Origin of the sequence: Nocardiopsis ganjiahuensis DSM 45031 (assembly GCF_000341085.1) — a bacterium.
Taxonomy (GTDB): Bacteria; Actinomycetota; Actinomycetes; order Streptosporangiales; family Streptosporangiaceae; genus Nocardiopsis; species Nocardiopsis ganjiahuensis.
The window spans coordinates 515,016-531,899 of record NZ_ANBA01000009.1 but is presented as its reverse complement, the minus strand read 5'-3'; the positions used below and the strand labels follow the sequence as shown (position 1 = coordinate 531,899).

Genomic DNA, 16,884 nt, shown 5'->3' with positions numbered 1-16,884 from the left:
CCCTCACAGGGACTGGATGGAGTCCTTGTACATGCCCTCGAGCAGGTCGCTGTACCGTTCCTCCACCGCCCTGCGGCGCATCTTCAGGCTCGGCGTGATCTCACCCTGCTCCACCGTCAGCTCGCTCGGCAGGATGGCGAAGTCCTTGACGGTCTCGTGCCTGGGCAGGTCCTTGTTGAGTTCGTCGATGGCCTCCTGGACCATCGCCCGGACCTTGGGCTCCTTGGTCAGGCCGCCGTAGTTCAGCGCGCCCAGGCCGTTGGCCTCGGCCCAGACCTCGATCGCCTCGGGGTCCAGGGTGACCAGGGCCACGCAGTAGGGCCGGCGGTCGCCGTGCACCACCAGGTTGCCCACGTAGGGGCAGAGCGACTTGAAGCGGCTCTCGATCCCCTGCGGCGCCACGTACTTGCCGCTCGCGGTCTTGATCAGTTCCTTCTTGCGGTCGGTGATCCGCAGGCGGCCGTGTTCCAGGACACCGATGTCGCCGGTGGCGAACCAGCCCTCCTCGTCGAGCACGGCCTCGGTGGCGCCGGACAGATTGTGGTAACCGCTCATGACGCTGCCGCCGCGCAGCAGGACCTCGCCGTCCTCGGCGATCCTGACCTCGGTCCCGGGCAGGGGCAGACCGACGCTGCCGAAGCGGACGTCGCCGGGCCGGTTGAGGAAGGCGCCGGCGGAGGTCTCGGTCAGACCGTAGCCCTCCAGGATGGTGATCCCGGCGCCGTAGAAGAACCGGCCGATCTCGGGGGCCAGGGGAGCGCTGCCGGACACGAAGAACTTCAGCCGGTCACCGAAGCGGGCGCGCAGCTTTCCGAACACCAGCCGGTCGGCGACCCTGTACTGGGCGGCCAGCACACCGCGGGGCTCCTTGCCGTCCTCCTTCAGCCGGGCCACCCTGTCGCCCACGCCGACGGCCCACCTGAAGATCCGGTACTTGGCCGGGCCGCCCTCCTTGGCCTGCATGACGACCTTGTTGTACACCTTCTCGAAGATCCGCGGGGCGGCCGCCATGAAGGTCGGCCGCACGACGGCCAGGTTGTCCACGATCCTGTCGACGCGGCCGTCGATGGCGGTCTCGAAGCCCATGCGCAACTGGGCGACCTGCATGACCTTGCCGAAGCTGTGGGCCAGCGGCAGCCACAGGTACTGCACGTCGTGCTCGTCGAGCATCTCCCAGCCCTGGGCGCGCATCTCGTCCCCCATGACCTTGAGCGCCTCGGCCTCGTAGAGCCAGTTGGCGTGGTCCAGGCGCACGCCCTTGGGGCGGCCGGTGGTGCCGGAGGTGTAGATCAGCGTGGCCAGGTGCTCGGCCCTGACCGAGGAGACCAGCTCGTCGAACAGCTCCGGTTTCTCGGCGTGCAGCTCGGCGCCGAGCGCCTCGAGTTCGGCCAGGCCCATGACCCAGTCGTCGTCACCCCCGGCCCCGCCCTCGAAGGCGATGACCCTGGAGAGCCCGGGCATGGCGCCGCGCTGCTCGACGAGCTTGGCGACCTGCTCGTCGTTCTCGGCGAAGGCCACCATGCTGCCGGAGTCCGAGACGATGAAGGCGCAGTCGGGAGGCGTGGAGGTGGGGTAGATCGTGGTGGAGGCCCCGCCCGCGCACAGGATCGCGAGGTCGGCCAGAACCCACTCGATGCGGGTGCTGGAGGCGATCGCGCAGCGGGCCTGGGAGGTCACTCCCAGCGAGTGGAGGCCCAGCGCCAGGTCGCGTACGCGATCACGGGTCCGGTTCCAGGTGAGGCTCTCCCACTTCTCGCTGCCTCCGGTGGGGGAGGGGACCGGATAGGTGAACGCTTCCCGCTCGCCGGATTCGGCGACGCGGGAAGCGAACATGTCGGGAACGGACTTAAAGGGGGATGAAGTGTTGCCCATGTCACAAAGCTACCCCTGGGTAGTGGGGGCGGCAACACTCCGTGGGCGAATGTGTGGAGGTCCACCGACCCCTGTGGCGCAGGGGACTCCGGGTCCGAGGAGCGGACGACCGGATCTCCCCCCGCGCCTCCGGGGCGGGGCCGACTCAGTCCGCCCCGATGGGAGCGGTGACCGCCTCGGTCAGCGCGATCAGGTCCTTGGGAGTCAGCTCCATCTGGAGGCCCCGGCGCCCGGCGGAGACGTAGACCGAACGCAGCCCGGTGACGGAGGAGTCGATCACCGTGCGTAGTCGCTTGCGCTGTCCCAGCGGGCTGATGCCGCCGCGGACGTACCCGGTGATCTTCTCGGCCCTGGCCGGGTCGGCCATCGTCGCGCGCTTGCCGCCGACCGCCGCCGCCAGCGCCTTGAGGTCGAGCGACGCGCTGACCGGGACCACTCCGACGGTGAACACGCCGTCCACCTCGGCCACCAGCGTCTTGAACACCTGCTCGCGGGGCACCCCGATCGCGTCGGCGGCGTCGGTCCCGTAGGAGTGGCCGTCACCACCCTCCACCTCGTAGGGATGCAGGGTGTAGGTGGTCTTGGTGCGGCCGGCGGCCACGGTCGCGGGCGTGGCTTTTCCACTCATGCGTTACCTGGGCTTTCCACTTCGCTGCTTCCAACCTTCCGGGCAGGCTACTCCCACCGTCCCGGGAGGCGCGCCCAGCCGTGCGGGGAGTGCCTAGTTGAAGGAGACACCGTTGTTGAGGAAGGGGCCCGCGGGGAGGTTGGGCAGGTCCGGGGCGGCCACGATGCGGTTCTCCCTGCGCAGGAAGCGGGCGGCCACGGCCAGCCGGGTCGCGGCGTCCTCGGCCTCCAGCAGCCGCTGCTTCTCCGCCGAGTCCAGCACGATCGATGCCGCCACCGCGTGCGACAGGCCGACCGGGTCGCGGGGCAGGTCCCGCGAGGTCTCCGGGGCCATCCCGATCGAGGAGAGCCGCTGCCGGTACACCTCGTACAGGTCACGCACCCGCTCGGCGTGTTCCTTGGCGTCCGGGCCCAGGGCCTCGGGCAGGAGGGAGGCCGACGCGGTGGAGTAGTCGTCGGGGGAGGAGGGGTCCACCTCGGTCAGATCGGTGATCGTGAACCGGGTACCGCCCTCGACCACCAGGTCGTACCGGCCGTCCTCGTAGGTGCGCACGTCCCGCACCACGGCCGTGCACCCGGTCGCGCTGACCAGGGGCAGGGAGGGGCGGGTGCCGGAGCCGGTGGTGCTGGGCACCCCGGTGTCCGTGCCGCCCGCGCCCTGGCCGGACTCGCTGGCCACCTCGTGCCCCAGTTCGATCCACACGACACCGAACCGGGCGGGTCCGCGGTCCCGGCCGCCCGCCTCACCTCCGGCGAGGGTCGGTCCGAGCAGCTCGGAGACCAGCCGACGGTACCTCTGCTCGAACACGTGGAGAGGGATCGTCATGCCGGGGAACAACACGGTGTTCAGCGGGAAGATCGGCAGTGCCTCTGGCATGGTCCCAGTATGCCTCGCGGCCCGGGGGCGCGTACGCCGCCGGGCCGCGGGATGGATCGTGCGGGTGTCAGGACACCGCGGGGCCGGCCGTGCCGGGCGCGCCCTGGCTGCCGTCGCCCTCGCTGGGCATGTCGCGGGCGACGAAGGTCTCCACGTCGAACAGGTTGCCGTTGGCGCGGTCCACGACGTTGAGGAGGGTCGACATCTTGGCGACCTCCTCCACCTGCTCCTGGATGAACCACTGGAGGAACTGCTCGCCGGTGTAGTCGTCCTCGTCGCGGGCGACCCTGGCCAGGCGCTGGAACTGGTCGCTCACCTCGCGCTCCTGGCGCAGGGCCAGGGCGACCAGGTCGCGGGGGACGGCGAAGTCGGTCTCGATCTCGTCCACGCCCGGAAGGGCGAACGTGATGTCGCTGTCGAGCAGGTACCGCACGATCATCATCGCGTGGTCGCGCTCCTCGAGCGACTGCTCGTAGAAGACCCGGGCCAGCTGCGGCAGGTCCTGGTCGTCGAACCAGGCCGCGATCGCCACGTACTGGTGCGAGGCAGTGAACTCGTGCCGTACCTGGTCGACCAGGAGGCGGTGGAACTTGGAAAGGCTGCTATCGCTGGTCTTGTTCGAAGTCATGTCACCACAATAACGCATTCAAAAGCATATTGCGAAACGCCACTAAAGGCTCTTGAATTTGTTAGGCAAGCCTTTCATTGGCTTCATTAGGTTAGGTGTTCCAAACTTAGGTGACGCTTATGCCGGGTATTTGTGGGGGAGTGTGCGCACATGCCTGCCGAGGCGGGGTTCACGCCGGTCGCACGGGTGTGGTGTCCATCATCCGGACGTCACTGCCCATGGATGGGGTGTCGCCCCCTAGACTGGGTCCGTGATCAGTCGAATCGACCTCCGAGGCTCCTCAGGCGACCCGCGCGACGCTCTTCCGCGCGCCGAAATCGATGTGGCGGACGCCACCGAACGCGTCCGGCCGCTCTGCGAGGACGTGCGCCATCGCGGAACCGAGGCCCTGGTCGAACTCACCGAGCGCTTCGACGGTGTGCGGCTCACCGACATCCGCGTCCCCAAGGACGCCATCGACACCGCGCTCGCCGAGCTGGCCCCCGCCGTGCGCGCCGCGCTGGAGGAGTCCATCCGCCGCGCCCGCAAGGTCCACCGCGAGCAGCGGCGCCGGACCCACACCACCCAGGTCGTGCCCGGCGGCACCGTCACCGAGAAGTGGATCCCGGTCAACCGCGTCGGCCTGTACGTGCCGGGCGGCCGCGCCGTCTACCCCTCCAGCGTCATCATGAACGTCGTCCCCGCCCAGGAGGCGGGCGTGTCCTCCCTCGCGGTCACCTCGCCGCCCCAGAAGGACTTCGGCGGTCTGCCGCACCCGACCATCCTCGCCGCCTGCGCCCTGCTCGGCGTCGACGAGGTCTACGCGGTCGGCGGCGCCCAGGCCGTGGCGATGTTCGCCTACGGCACGGACGACTGCGAACGCGTGGACATGGTCACCGGTCCCGGCAACATCTGGGTCGCCGCCGCCAAGCGCCTGCTCAAGGGGGTCATCGGCATCGACGCCGAGGCCGGCCCCACCGAGATCGCGATCCTCGCCGACTCCACCGCGAACCCCGACTACGTCGCCGCCGACCTCATCAGCCAGGCCGAGCACGACGTCGTCGCCGCCTCCGTCCTGGTCACCCCGGACGAGGCGCTGGCCGAAGCCGTCACCGAACGCCTCACCGCGCGCGTCGCCGCCACCAAGCACAGCGAGCGCGTCCGACAGGCACTGTCCGGTCCGCAGTCCGGCATCGTCCTGGTCGACGACCTCGAACAGGGCCTGGCCGTCGTCGACGCCTACGCGGCCGAACACCTGGAGATCATGACGGCCGACGCCCCGGCCCGGGCCGCGCGCGTGCGCAACGCCGGAGCGATCTTCGTCGGTGACCACTCCCCGGTCTCCCTCGGCGACTACGCCGCGGGGTCCAACCACGTGCTGCCCACCGGCGGCTGCGCCTGCCACAGCGGCGGCCTGAGCGTGCAGACCTTCCTGCGCGGGGTGCACATCGTGGAGTACGACCGTGACGCGCTGGCCGACGTCGCCCATCACGTCATCACCCTGGCCGAGGCCGAGGACCTGCCCGCGCACGGCGAAGCCGTCGCCGCCCGCTCGGGCCATGCTGAAGAAGAGGCCAAACCTTAGCCAGAGGGGGTTGCCGTGAGGGCGCCGGCAGGGTTCTGGAGGTGCCGGAGGTGGGATTGCGAGGCACGAGCCATCACACCGTAGGCGCCGAAGGTTCCTGCCCTTCTTGGCGCCCGAACACTGGCCGAAGCGAAGCGGAGGCCACAGATCAACACAGCCGAAGGCCGACCGCCCGCGGGGCAGGTGTCCGGGGCACTCTGTGACCACGGTGGTCACAGGGGTCCCGCACGTACGCCCCGCCACAACCGACCACGAGTGTGAAACCAGTGAGCTTCACTCTGAACGACCTGCCCCTGCGCGACGATCTGCGCGGGCGCGCGCCCTACGGCGCACCCCAGCTGGACGTGCCGGTGGTCCTCAACACCAACGAGAACCCGCACGCCCCCTCGCCGCGCCTGGCCGAGGCGCTGGCCGAGGCGGTCGCCCAGACCGCCCTGGGCCTCAACCGCTACCCCGACCGCGACGCGGTCCGCCTGCGTGAGGGGCTGGCCGCCTACCTCGGCCACGACCTGACCTCGTCCCACATCTGGGCGGCCAACGGGTCCAACGAGATCCTCCAGCAGCTGCTCCAGGCCTTCGGCGGTCCCGGCCGCACGGCGATGGGCTTCGAACCGTCCTACTCCATGCACCCGATCATCTCCCGGGGCACCGGAACGGGTTGGGTGTCCGTGCCGCGCGACGCCGACTTCCGTGTCGACGTCGACGCCGCGCTCGCCGCCATCGCCGAGCACCGGCCCAGCGTCATCTTCCTGACCTCGCCCAACAACCCCACCGGCACCGCCCTGGAGATCGCCGACATCGAGCGCATCGCCCGCGCCGCCCCCGGCGTGGTGGTCGTGGACGAGGCCTACGCCGAGTTCCGCCGCGAGGGCACTCCCAGCGCCCTGACCCTGCTCTCGGATCACCCCCGGCTGATCGTCTCGCGCACCATGTCCAAGGCCTTCGCCCTGGCCGGCGCGCGCGTGGGCTACCTCGCCGCGCACCCCGCCGTGGTCGATGCCCTCCAACTGGTCCGGCTGCCGTACCACCTGTCCGCCGTCACCCAGACGGTCGCCCTCACCGCCCTGGACCACGCCGACGAACTCCTCGCGGCCGTCGACGACCTGCGCGACGAACGCGACTCCCTCGTCAGCTGGCTGCGCGAGCAGGGCCTGTCCGTCGCCGACTCCGACGCCAACTTCGTCCTGTTCGGTGAGTTCGAGGACCGCAGCAGGGTCTGGCAGGACGTGCTCGACCAGCAGGTCCTCATCCGCGAGGTCGGTCCGCCCGGATGGCTGCGCGTCACCGTCGGCACCCCCGAGGAGATGGCCGCCTTCCGTACGGCGCTCCTCAAGGCCATCGGCCGGTAACCACCACAGATCCACCACCGCACCACCGAGAAGGACTGGCACCATGAGCCGCACCGGGCGCGTCGAACGCGCAACCAAGGAAACCAAGGTCCTGGTCGAGGTCGACCTGGACGGCACCGGCGTCGCCGACGTCTCCACCGGGGTCGGCTTCTTCGACCACATGCTCGACCAGCTCGCCAAGCACGGGCTGTTCGACCTCACCGTGCGCACCGAGGGCGACCTGCACATCGACTCGCACCACACCATGGAGGACACCGCCCTGGCCCTGGGCGCCGCCTTCCGCGAGGCGCTCGGCGACCGGGCGGGCATCCGCCGCTTCGCCGACGCCAAGGTGCCCCTCGACGAGGCCCTCGCCGAGGTCACCGTCGACGTCTCCGGCCGCCCCTACCTGGTGCACACCGAGCCCGAGGGCATGGCCCCGATCATCGGTCGCGACTACGACACCACGATGACCCGCCACATCTTCGAGTCCTTCGTGGCCCAGGCCCGCGTGGCCCTGCACATCCACGTGCCCTACGGCCGCAACGCCCACCACATCGTCGAGGCCCAGTTCAAGGCGTTCGCCCGCGCCCTGCGCGCGGCCACCGAGAGCGACCCGCGCGTCACGGGGGTTCCCTCGACCAAGGGTGTCCTGTAGATGGACACCGACCTGTGGGGCCTGCTCCTCCTCGTGCTCGGAGGCTTCCTCGCCGGAGGCGTCTACGCGCTGTGGAAGATCAACCGGGCCCTGGCCGCCGCCCTGGGCGCGTGTGTGGCCCTCGCCGTGGTCTCCGGTGTCATGCGCCTGGGTTACTTCTAACCCGGCTACTCCTAGTCTGGAAGGGACGGACCCGAATGCCGTCACGAGTGGTCGTCTTCGACTACGGGTCGGGCAACCTCCGCTCGGCCCAACGCGCCATGGAGCGCACCGGCGCCGACGTCACGGTCACCTCCGACCCGCACGCCGCGCTCGACGCCGACGGACTCGTCGTCCCCGGCGTGGGCGCCTTCAGCGCCTGCATGGCCAGCCTCAAGGCCGCGGGCGGCGACCGGATCATCGGCCGCCGCGTGGCCGGGGGACGCCCGGTCCTGGGGATCTGCGTGGGCATGCAGGTCCTCTTCGACCGGGGTATCGAGCAGGCCGACGTCCACTCCCAGGACCGCGCCACCGAGGGCTGCGGCGAGTGGCCCGGCACCGTCGAGCGCCTCCAGGCCCCCGTCGTGCCCCACATGGGCTGGAACACCGTCACCCCGCCCGAGGACTCGCGCCTCTTCGAGGGTGTGGGACCGCAGGACCGCTTCTACTTCGTGCACTCCTACGCGGTCCGCCGCTGGGAGTTCGTCAGCGGCAGTGAGCGCATCCGCGGCCCGCAGGTGACCTGGTCCGAGCACGGTGAGCCGTTCGTGGCCGCCGTGGAGAACGGGCCGCTCAGCGCCACCCAGTTCCACCCGGAGAAGTCCGGGGACACCGGCGCCCGCGTCCTGGCCAACTGGGTCGCCACCCTTTAGGAGGTGTTTGTTTTGGGCCTCCGCTTCGCTTTGGCCCACCCGTCGCCCGCCACCGCCCTCAACGGACGCGCTGGCACGCGACGGTTCCTTCTGTGTTCGTGCGCCCAGAAGGGGAGGAACCTTCGGCGCCTATGGTGTGATGGCTCGTTCCTCGCGATCCCACCTTCGGCACCTCCAGAACCCTCCCGGCGCCCGAACGACGCGAGTCTCCGCGTTCCCACACCCGAATCCGTACCGAACCGAGAACGAGTAGGCACCATGACCGGCGAGCACACCCCGTCGACCCCCGCACTCGAACTGCTTCCCGCCGTGGACGTGGCGGGCGGGCAGGCCGTCCAGCTCGTCCAGGGCAAGGCCGGCTCCGGCGGGCAGTACGGCGACCCGTTCGAAGCGGCCACGGCCTGGCAGAACGCCGGTGCCGAGTGGATCCACCTGGTGGACCTCGACGCGGCCTTCGGTCGCGGACACAACCGCGACCTGCTGCGCGACATCGTCGGCCGCCTCGACGTGAAGGTCGAGATGTCCGGCGGCATCCGCGACGACGAGTCGCTCGCGGCGGCCCTGGCCACCGGCTGCACCCGCGTCAACATCGGCACCGCCGCCCTGGAGAACCCGGAGTGGTGCGCCAAGATCATCGTCGAGCACGGCGACAAGATCGCCATCGGCCTGGACGTGCGCGGCACCACCCTGGCCGCCCGCGGCTGGACCCGGGACGGAGGCGACCTGCTCCAGACCCTGGAGCGCCTGGAGTCCGAGGGCTGCGCCCGCTACGTGGTCACCGACGTCAACAAGGACGGCACCCTCAAGGGCCCCAACCTGGACCTGCTGCGCACCGTGTGCGAGCGCACCGACAAGCCGGTGGTCGCCAGTGGCGGCGTGTCCAGCCTCGCCGACCTGGAGGCCATCTCCACCCTGGTCCCGCTGGGCGTGGAGGGCGCCATCATGGGCACCGCCCTGTACGAGGGCGCCTTCACCCTCGAGGACGCCCTGGCCACGGTGCGGAGGGCCGACCGGTGAGCCTGGCCATCCGCGTCATCCCCTGCCTTGACGTCGACGCCGGACGCGTCGTCAAGGGCGTCAACTTCGAGAACCTGCGTGACGCCGGCGACCCCGTCGAACTCGCGGGCACCTACGACGGCGGCGGCGCCGACGAACTCACCTTCCTCGACGTCACCGCCTCCAGCGGGGACCGGGAGACCACCTACGACGTGGTGCGCCGCACCGCCGACCAGGTGTTCATCCCGCTGACCGTCGGGGGAGGGGTCCGCTCCACCGACGACGTGGACCGGCTGCTGCGCGCCGGCGCCGACAAGGTCGGGGTGAACACCGCGGCCATCGCCCGACCTGAGCTCATCGAGGAGATCGCCGAGCGCTTCGGCCGCCAGGTCCTGGTGCTCTCCGCGGACGTGCGCCGGGTGCGCGAGGGCGGCGAGCCCACTCCGAGCGGGTTCGAGGTCACCACGCACGGCGGGCGCAGGAGCACCGGCATCGACGCCCTGGAGTGGTGCGAGCGCGCTGCGGAGCTGGGCGCCGGGGAGATCCTGCTGAACTCCATGGACGCCGACGGCACCAAGGCCGGGTTCGACCTGGAGCTCATCCGGGGCGTGCGCGCCCGGGTGGACGTCCCGTTGATCGCCTCCGGCGGCGCGGGCGCGGTGGAGCACTTCGTCCCGGCCGTGGCGGCGGGCGCGGACGCGGTCCTGGCCGCGACCGTCTTCCACTTCGGGGAGTTCACCATCGCCGACGTCAAGAAGAGCCTGAGCGAGGCCGGATACGCCGTCCGCTAGCGGTCACCCGGCACAGGAACACGACGCGGAAACCGGCCCCGGCAGCCTCTGGAACACAGGCGCTGTCGGGGCCAGCGGCGCGTGAACTCACCAATGATTACTGTAAGTATCCAAAGCGTGTCACTGGGTTAACAGAATCATGATCCGTGTGAGCATGATGCGGTCTCACCCGCCACGACAGGGAGATCTTCGCCCATCATGTCTCAGCAGCTCATCACCGGCTTCTCTCGCCGGATCGCCTCCTTCGCCACGGCCGGTGCCATCGCCCTCGGAGGGGTGGCCCTCATGGCACCGTCCGCGTCCGCCGACGACTACGAGCGCACCCCGAGCGAGGTGATCGAGCGGATCGAGGCCCAGTCCTGGCCGGTCTACTCGGTGGACCAGCCCGGCCCGAGCGTCGACATCGAGTTCGCCCAGCACTTCATGAGCCAGCTCGGGTACCTCACCCCGGACCCGGGCCGTGAGTTCACCGAGGACGTCGAGGCGAAGGTCGTCGAGTTCGAGGAGGGCGTGGAGACCATCTCGGTCAACGGCGTCCTCGAGTCGGAGACCTGGATCAAGATCCGGAACATGAACTTCCCGGGCCAGTTCGACTCCTACCAGCGGGGCGACCGCGGCCACGCGGTCCTCGGCATCAAGGCGATCCTCAACGAGAAGTTCGGGGCGGAACTCGACGAGGAGAACACCCTCTACGACGCGGCCACGGTCGAAGCGGTCAAGGCGGCCCAGAGCGAGCTCGGACTCGCGCCCGACGGCGCCTTCGGCCGCCTGAGCTACAAGGGCATCATCACCTATCAGGAGGGCGAGAGCGCGGCCGCCGACGTTCAGGCCCCGGTCGAGAAGGCCCCCGCCGAGGAGGCTCCCGCAGAGGAGGCGCCCGTCGAGGAGGCTCCTGCCGAGGAGGCACCCGTCGAACAGGCCCCGGCCGAGGACGCCGAAGGCAGCGGGGAGGCCGCCGACGCCGAGCGCGCCGAGGAGCTCGAAGGGACGCACGGCTACCAGTACTAGGGTCCGCCGACTTCTGACACGAGCCCCGACCCCGCCGTAACAGTATTCCGGGCCCGGTACGCCGCCCAGGGCGTCCCGGGCCCGACCCGTGCACACCCTGACCTCCCAGGCAAGTTCCAGTTGTACGGAATAGCACGGATGAGTCCCGCGCTGAAACAATCCGGTGGAAGCTGTCGGTGCCGCTGGATAGGTTGGCCCGACACGCGCCCCGTGTTCTTCGGCATGCCCGGGACCGGACGGGGCGCTGTCTGCCGGGGCCGGAGCGACCGGCCGAGGAGAGGAAGCGGGGGCGTATGGCGCAGGGCACCACGACGGCTGACCAGGGAACGCGGGGGGAGGCCTCAGCCGGCGGTCCGGCCGCCGAGAAGCCCCCGTCCCCACCAACGGACGCCCAGTACAAGGGCGTCTTCACCCGAGGGGTGCGCGTCCTCACGGTCGCCGCCCGCACCGAACCGTGGATCTTCCTGGCGGCCGTCTCCGGAGCCATGCTGCACGCCGCCGTCACCGTCGGCTCCGCGTCCGTGCTCGGACACCTCACCGACAACACCATCCTCCCGGCCTTCGACTCCGGCCAGACCACCACGGCCGCCCTCCTCGCCGCGGCCGCCCTGCTCATGGCCGTCGGCCTCGGCAAGGCCGTCGGACTGGCCGTGCGACGCCTCCTCGCCGGACTCATGCAGTTCCGCATGCAGGCCCGCTACCGCCGGGCCGTCGCCCGCAAGTACCTCGAACTGCCCCTGTCCTGGCACCACCGGCACCCCACCGGACAGCTCCTGTCCAACGCCAACGCCGACGTCGAGGCCGCCTGGCAGCCCCTCGCCCCGCTGCCGATGTTCGTCGGCAGCGTGTTCATGCTGGTCATCGCCTCCATCGCCATGATCGTCACCGACCCGGTCCTGGCCCTGGTCGCCTTCGTCGTCTTCCCCGCCCTGGCCGCCGCCAACGTCATCTTCCAGCGCCGCGTCTCCCCGATGGCCTCCCGCGCCCAGGCCCTGCGCGCCGAGGTCAGCGGGGTCGCCCACGAGTCCTTCGACGGCGCCCTCGTCGTCAAGACCCTCGGCCGCGAGGACACCGAGACCGAGCGCTTCACCCAGGCCGCACACCGCCTGCGCGACGCCCTCATCCAGGTCGGCCGCATGCGCTCCATGTTCGACCCCTTCATGGAGGCCCTGCCCAACTTCGGCGTCCTCGCCGTCCTCCTCGTGGGCATGTGGCGCCTGTCCACCGGCGCCATCGAACCCGGTGAACTCGTCCAGATCGCCTTCCTCTTCACCCTCCTGGCCATGCCCATCCGCTCCTTCGGCTGGCTCCTGGGCGACCTGCCCCGCAGCGTCGTCGGCTGGGACCGCGTCCAGTCCGTCCTCAACTCCGGCGGCGCCATGGAACACGGCGACCGGACCCTCGAGGACTCCCCCCGCGGCCTCGCCCTGAGCGTGCGGGACGTCACCTTCTCCTACGCCGACGCCTACGACGCCGACGGCGGAGGCCGCGACCTCATGGACGACACCGTCTCCGGGGTCCGCACCACCGTCCTGAACGGGGTCGACCTCGACATCGAGCCGGGACGCACCGTCGCCCTCGTCGGCCCCACCGGATCCGGCAAGTCCACACTCACCACCGTCCTGATGCGCCTGGTCGACCCCGACACCGGCACCGTCACCTACGACGGCGTGGACCTGCGCGACCTCGCCCGCGACCAGATCCCGCGCCACGCGGCGCTCGTACCCCAGGGCACCTTCGTCTTCGAGGACTCCGTCCGCGACAACATCACCCTGGGCACCGCCGGCATCGACGACGAGCAGGTCTGGGCCGCCCTGCGCCTGGCCCGCGCCGACGGCTTCATCGCCGAACTCGACGGCGGGCTCGACGCCAGGCTCGGCGAGAAGGGCACCACCCTCTCCGGCGGCCAGCGCCAGCGCCTGGCCCTGGCCCGCGCCGTCGTCCGCCGCCCCCGGTTGCTGATCATGGACGACGCCACCTCGGCCGTGGACCCGCAGATCGAGGCCCAGATCCTCGCCGGGCTCCGCGAACGCGACGACGCCGCGACCGTGGTCGTGGTCGCCTACCGTCGCGCCACCATCGAACTCGCGGACGAGGTTCTCTACCTGGAGGGCGGCCGGGTCCTGGCCCGCGGCACCCACACCGAACTCCTGGCCTCCTCACCCGGCTACAACCGCCTCGTCACCGCCTACGAACGCGCCTCGGCCGAGACCGAGGCCGAGCGCGAACCCATCCCGGAGGAGCCCGGACCCGCGGAACCGCACCGCCCCGCAGGAGGACACGGAACCGACGCCACCGAGGAGAGCAGCCGATGAGCGCACCGACCCAGGACCGCACCGACGACAGGTCGGAACAGGCGGTCGGCGGGGGGCGCCCCGAACGTGATCCGGTCCTCTCCCTGCACCGCAACGAGGACTCCGCGCTCGACACCGTCAAGCGCGGCCTGCGCCTGTCCCCGGAGTTCGCCAAGGGGCTCTGGCTCACCCTGGCCTTCGCCGTGGTCGCCACCGCGGGCAAGGTCATCGTCCCCATCGCCGTCCAGCAGATCATCGACAACGGCCTCACCGGTGAGGGCGGACCCGACCTGGGCTTCGTCGCCCGCATGGTGTTCGTCTGCGCCGGGCTGCTCGCGGTGACGATGGTCTGCTCGTACCTGATGAACCTGCGCCTGTACCGGGCCACCGAGTCCGGCCTGGCCACCCTGCGCCGCAAGGCCTTCCGGCACGTCCACGACCTGTCCGTGCTCACCCAGAACAGCGAGCGCAAGGGCGCCCTGGTCTCCCGCGTCACCGGCGACGTCGACCAGATCAGCACCTTCATGCAGTGGGGCGGCCTGCTCCTGCTGGTCAGCACCGGCCAGCTCCTGGTCGCCACCACCCTCATGGCGGTCTACTCCTGGCAGCTCGCCATCGTCGTGTGGGTCTGCGTCCTGCCGCTGCTCTTCGGCGTCCGCTGGCTGCAGAAGCTCCTCTCCAAGGCCTACCTCAAGGTCCGCGAGCGCACCGGCGAGATGCTCGGCGCGATCGGCGAGACCGTCATGGGCGCCGCCGTCATCCGCGCCCACGGCACGGAGGAGCGCACCGCCCAGCGCATCGACACCACGGTCCTCGCCACCCGCAAGGCCCAGGTCCGCGCCCAGCGCCTGTCCATGGCCGTCTCGCCCTTCGCCGAGATCGTCGCGGCCGTCGGCAACGTCGCCGTCGTCCTGGTCGGCGTCTGGCTGGGCATCGGCGGCGACCTCACCGCCGGCCAGCTCATCGCCTTCCTGTTCCTCATGACCCTCTTCATCCAGCCGATGATGCTGGCCACGGAGATCTTCAACGAGGCCCAGAACGCCATCGCGGGCTGGCGGCGCGTGCTCGGGGTCCTGGACACCGCCCCCGACATCTCCGACCCCGGGGAGGCCGGGCGGGTGCTGCCGCGCGGACCGGTCCGGGTCGGGTTCGACAACGTCACCTACTCCTACCCGGAGGGCCCGGTCGTCCTGGACGACGTCGACGTGGAGATCACCCCCGGCACCCGGGTCGCCGTCGTCGGCGAGACCGGGTCGGGCAAGACCACCTTCGTCAAGCTCCTCACCCGCCTGATGGACCCCGCCGCCGGAACCGTCCGCCTGGACGGGGTCGACCTGCGCGAGGTGGCCTTCTCCTCACTGAGGGGCCGGGTCGTCATGGTGCCCCAGGAGGGTTTCCTGTTCGACAGCTCCCTGGGCGACAACATCCGCTTCGCCCGCCCGGAGAGCACCGACGCCCAGCTGGAGACGGCCATCACCGAACTCGGCCTGTCCGACTGGCTGGGCAGTCTCGCCCACGGCCTCGACACCCCGGTGGGCCAGCGGGGCGAGTCCCTGTCGGCGGGGGAGCGCCAGCTCGTCGCCCTCGTGCGCGCCTACATCGCCGACCCGGACCTGCTGGTCCTGGACGAGGCCACCTCGGCGGTGGACCCGCACACCGAGGTCCGTATCCAACGGGCCCTGGACCGGCTGACCCGCGGCCGCACCTCGGTCGCGATCGCCCACCGCCTGTCCACCGCCGAGGCCGCCGACCGGGTCCTGGTCTTCGACAACGGCCGGATCGTGCAGAGCGGCTCCCACAGCGAGCTCGTGGACGAGCCCGGCGTGTACGCGAACCTGTACGCCTCCTGGGTGCGCTCCTCCGCCTGACGAGCCGTCCGGGTCGTCAGCGGCTCGTTTCCTTCCACCAGTGGGCGGCCAGGAGCTCCGCCACCAGCGGTTCGGTCAGCAGGCTCACGTCCGGGTCACCGTCACCCGGGTAGCGCACGGTCAGCGCCGCCCCCGGCACGCGTTCGCGTCCGGGGGTGGGGCCCACCGCCACGAACGCGCCCCGCAGCTGCACCAGGTGCTCGGCGAACCGCTGGTCGTAGCTCGAGCCGGCGAACAACAGGGCCCGGTAGTCCGTGACCGCGGCCAGGTACCGGTCCGTGTGCGACCACTCACCGGTCTCCGCGGCGTGCGCGACACGGATCGGTCCACGGCGCAGCACCTGAACCCCCTGCTCGGCCGAGGCCGTGCGCTCGGCCGGAGCCACCAGGTGCACCCCGTTCGGGGAGTCCAGCACCTTCGCCGCCTCGGGCACCCAGTCCGGGGCGCTCTCCAGCAGCGCCCGCGAGGCGTTGGCGGCCCTGCGGACCAGCCCGGGGAAGTTGGCGCTGCTCCCCGAGGGCGGCGCACCCAACCGGTGCCCCAGCAGCAGGAGCAGTGCCAGGGCGTGCTGGTAGGCGCGACACCTCAGGCCCGCGCGTTCCTCACCGGCCCGCAGCGGGACCAGCAGGTCCGCGTACCGCCCCACCACCGCGTCCTGGTCGGGCGCCAGCACGATCACCGGAGAGCGCCCCACGTAACGGTCCAGGACCGCGTGCAGCTCCCGCTGTCCGTCGCCCAGGCTCACGGCCACCACCAGCGTCTCCGGGCCCGAGGGCGGCTCCTCTGCGGAGGAGGAGAAGTCGGCGTGGGCCGCGATGCCCGCGCGCCGGAGCCGGGCCGCGGCCACCGCACAGGCGTGCCGCGCCGCGCCCAGGCCGAGGAACCGCACCGACGCGGGTTCGTCCTCCAGCAGCGCGGGCAGCGCGGCGTAGGGGTCCCAGCGCGGGAAGCGCTGGGCGAGCTCGGTCAACGCGGCGGGTTTCCCCGCCAGGTCGGCGGCCAGGTACTCGGCGGTCACGAGAAAGCTCCCAAGCAGGCAGAACCGTCGGAACGGCGACGTCACGGACGCACGAACTCTAGCCCTCCCGCAAACCCTCCACCCGGTGACCGGAGCCCCGGCGGCGGCCATAACCTGGAGAGCATGAGCGTCACCAACCTCGACCCGGCCATCGCCGCACGTCTGAAGCGCAACGCGGACGGCCTCGTCCCCGCCGTCGTACAGCAGCACGACACCGGGGAGGTGCTCATGATGGCCTGGATGGACGACGAGGCCCTGCACCGCACCCTCACCACCCGCGACGCCACCTACTGGTCCCGCAGCCGCGGCGAGTACTGGGTCAAGGGCGCCACGTCCGGCCACACCCAGCGTGTGGTGTCCGTCGCACTCGACTGCGACGGCGACACCCTCCTGGTCCGAGTCGACCAGACCGGCGCCGCCTGCCACACCGGCGACCACACGTGCTTCGACGCGGGGCGGCTGCTGTGAGCCCCGCCGAGCCCTCCGTCCCCCCGGCCCCGGGCG

At 71.0% G+C, this 16,884-nt stretch carries 16 protein-coding genes; 11 read left to right on the top strand and 5 right to left on the bottom strand.

Annotated elements, in window-relative coordinates:
• Positions 1-3 precede the first annotated feature (3 nt).
• The 4 genes from D458_RS0113435 to D458_RS0113420 all read right to left on the bottom strand — a co-directional run bounded on the left by D458_RS0113435 (position 4) and on the right by D458_RS0113420 (position 4,004).
• Positions 4-1,872, bottom strand: coding sequence for an AMP-dependent synthetase/ligase (locus D458_RS0113435; RefSeq protein WP_026119274.1), 1,869 nt, complete (start codon positions 1,870-1,872; stop codon positions 4-6).
• Positions 1,873-2,017: 145 nt separating this feature from the next.
• Positions 2,018-2,500: a Cys-tRNA(Pro) deacylase gene (gene ybaK, locus D458_RS0113430; protein WP_193374613.1), complete on the bottom strand. Its 483-nt coding sequence runs from the start codon at positions 2,498-2,500 to the stop codon at positions 2,018-2,020.
• Between the two features lie 93 nt (positions 2,501-2,593).
• Positions 2,594-3,376, bottom strand: a complete 783-nt coding sequence (locus tag D458_RS0113425; protein WP_017587270.1) for an LON peptidase substrate-binding domain-containing protein — start codon at positions 3,374-3,376, stop codon at positions 2,594-2,596.
• Between the two features lie 67 nt (positions 3,377-3,443).
• Positions 3,444-4,004 (bottom strand): ferritin, encoded by a 561-nt coding sequence (locus D458_RS0113420; protein WP_017587269.1) that lies wholly within the window; start codon positions 4,002-4,004, stop codon positions 3,444-3,446.
• A 250-nt stretch (positions 4,005-4,254) separates the two neighbouring features.
• On the opposite strand from D458_RS0113420, the gene hisD reads away from it, so the two are divergent.
• From hisD to D458_RS0113370, 10 genes are all read left to right on the top strand, one after another.
• A complete protein-coding gene (gene hisD / locus D458_RS0113415) occupies positions 4,255-5,568 on the top strand; it encodes a histidinol dehydrogenase (RefSeq protein WP_152521127.1) in 1,314 nt (437 codons plus the stop codon).
• 266 nt (positions 5,569-5,834) lie between these two features.
• The gene (locus D458_RS0113410) at positions 5,835-6,917 is read left to right on the top strand and encodes a histidinol-phosphate transaminase (protein ID WP_017587267.1); all 1,083 of its coding nucleotides are present in this window, start codon (positions 5,835-5,837) and stop codon (positions 6,915-6,917) included.
• Between the two features lie 43 nt (positions 6,918-6,960).
• Positions 6,961-7,554, top strand: coding sequence for an imidazoleglycerol-phosphate dehydratase HisB (gene hisB, locus D458_RS0113405; RefSeq protein WP_017587266.1), 594 nt, complete (start codon positions 6,961-6,963; stop codon positions 7,552-7,554).
• Complete coding sequence (locus D458_RS36980; RefSeq protein WP_017587265.1) at positions 7,555-7,716, top strand: hypothetical protein; 162 nt, start codon at positions 7,555-7,557, stop codon at positions 7,714-7,716.
• 35 nt (positions 7,717-7,751) lie between these two features.
• Positions 7,752-8,405, top strand: a complete 654-nt coding sequence (gene hisH / locus D458_RS0113395) for an imidazole glycerol phosphate synthase subunit HisH (RefSeq protein WP_040702385.1) — start codon at positions 7,752-7,754, stop codon at positions 8,403-8,405.
• A gap of 258 nt (positions 8,406-8,663) precedes the next feature.
• Positions 8,664-9,422 carry a bifunctional 1-(5-phosphoribosyl)-5-((5-phosphoribosylamino)methylideneamino)imidazole-4-carboxamide isomerase/phosphoribosylanthranilate isomerase PriA gene (gene priA, locus D458_RS0113390; RefSeq protein WP_017587263.1) on the top strand — a complete coding sequence of 253 codons (759 nt, stop codon included), beginning with the start codon at positions 8,664-8,666 and terminating at the stop codon, positions 9,420-9,422.
• Positions 9,419-10,192, top strand: a complete 774-nt coding sequence (gene hisF / locus D458_RS0113385; protein ID WP_017587262.1) for an imidazole glycerol phosphate synthase subunit HisF — start codon at positions 9,419-9,421, stop codon at positions 10,190-10,192. Before priA ends, hisF begins: the two co-directional genes overlap by 4 nt.
• A 198-nt stretch (positions 10,193-10,390) precedes the next feature.
• Positions 10,391-11,200: a peptidoglycan-binding protein gene (locus D458_RS0113380; RefSeq protein ID WP_017587261.1), complete on the top strand. Its 810-nt coding sequence runs from the start codon at positions 10,391-10,393 to the stop codon at positions 11,198-11,200.
• Positions 11,201-11,493: 293 nt separating this feature from the next.
• Complete coding sequence (locus D458_RS0113375) at positions 11,494-13,515, top strand: ABC transporter ATP-binding protein (protein WP_017587260.1); 2,022 nt, start codon at positions 11,494-11,496, stop codon at positions 13,513-13,515.
• The gene (locus tag D458_RS0113370; RefSeq protein WP_017587259.1) at positions 13,512-15,362 is read left to right on the top strand and encodes an ABC transporter ATP-binding protein; all 1,851 of its coding nucleotides are present in this window, start codon (positions 13,512-13,514) and stop codon (positions 15,360-15,362) included. Before D458_RS0113375 ends, D458_RS0113370 begins: the two co-directional genes overlap by 4 nt.
• A 16-nt stretch (positions 15,363-15,378) precedes the next feature.
• Here D458_RS0113370 and D458_RS0113365 read toward each other — a convergent pair whose 3' ends face one another.
• The gene (locus D458_RS0113365) at positions 15,379-16,380 is read right to left on the bottom strand and encodes a hypothetical protein (protein WP_017587258.1); all 1,002 of its coding nucleotides are present in this window, start codon (positions 16,378-16,380) and stop codon (positions 15,379-15,381) included.
• A 123-nt stretch (positions 16,381-16,503) separates the two neighbouring features.
• On the opposite strand from D458_RS0113365, the gene hisI reads away from it, so the two are divergent.
• Entirely contained in the window at positions 16,504-16,848 is a 345-nt protein-coding gene (gene hisI / locus D458_RS0113360) for a phosphoribosyl-AMP cyclohydrolase (protein WP_017587257.1), read from the top strand.
• Positions 16,849-16,884: the final 36 nt, after the last annotated feature.

Excerpts from the sequence above, each read along its gene's own strand:
- D458_RS0113435 (WP_026119274.1), bottom strand. The coding sequence starts at position 1,872 with ATGGGCAACACTTCATCCCCCTTTAAGTCCGTTCCCGACATGTTCGCT.
- ybaK (WP_193374613.1), bottom strand. The coding sequence starts at position 2,500 with ATGAGTGGAAAAGCCACGCCCGCGACCGTGGCCGCCGGCCGCACCAAG.
- D458_RS0113425 (WP_017587270.1), bottom strand. The coding sequence starts at position 3,376 with ATGCCAGAGGCACTGCCGATCTTCCCGCTGAACACCGTGTTGTTCCCC.
- D458_RS0113420 (WP_017587269.1), bottom strand. The coding sequence starts at position 4,004 with ATGACTTCGAACAAGACCAGCGATAGCAGCCTTTCCAAGTTCCACCGC.
- hisB (WP_017587266.1), top strand. The coding sequence starts at position 6,961 with ATGAGCCGCACCGGGCGCGTCGAACGCGCAACCAAGGAAACCAAGGTC.
- D458_RS36980 (WP_017587265.1), top strand. The coding sequence starts at position 7,555 with ATGGACACCGACCTGTGGGGCCTGCTCCTCCTCGTGCTCGGAGGCTTC.
- hisH (WP_040702385.1), top strand. The coding sequence starts at position 7,752 with ATGCCGTCACGAGTGGTCGTCTTCGACTACGGGTCGGGCAACCTCCGC.
- priA (WP_017587263.1), top strand. The coding sequence starts at position 8,664 with ATGACCGGCGAGCACACCCCGTCGACCCCCGCACTCGAACTGCTTCCC.
- D458_RS0113380 (WP_017587261.1), top strand. The coding sequence starts at position 10,391 with ATGTCTCAGCAGCTCATCACCGGCTTCTCTCGCCGGATCGCCTCCTTC.
- D458_RS0113375 (WP_017587260.1), top strand. The coding sequence starts at position 11,494 with ATGGCGCAGGGCACCACGACGGCTGACCAGGGAACGCGGGGGGAGGCC.
- D458_RS0113370 (WP_017587259.1), top strand. The coding sequence starts at position 13,512 with ATGAGCGCACCGACCCAGGACCGCACCGACGACAGGTCGGAACAGGCG.
- hisI (WP_017587257.1), top strand. The coding sequence starts at position 16,504 with ATGAGCGTCACCAACCTCGACCCGGCCATCGCCGCACGTCTGAAGCGC.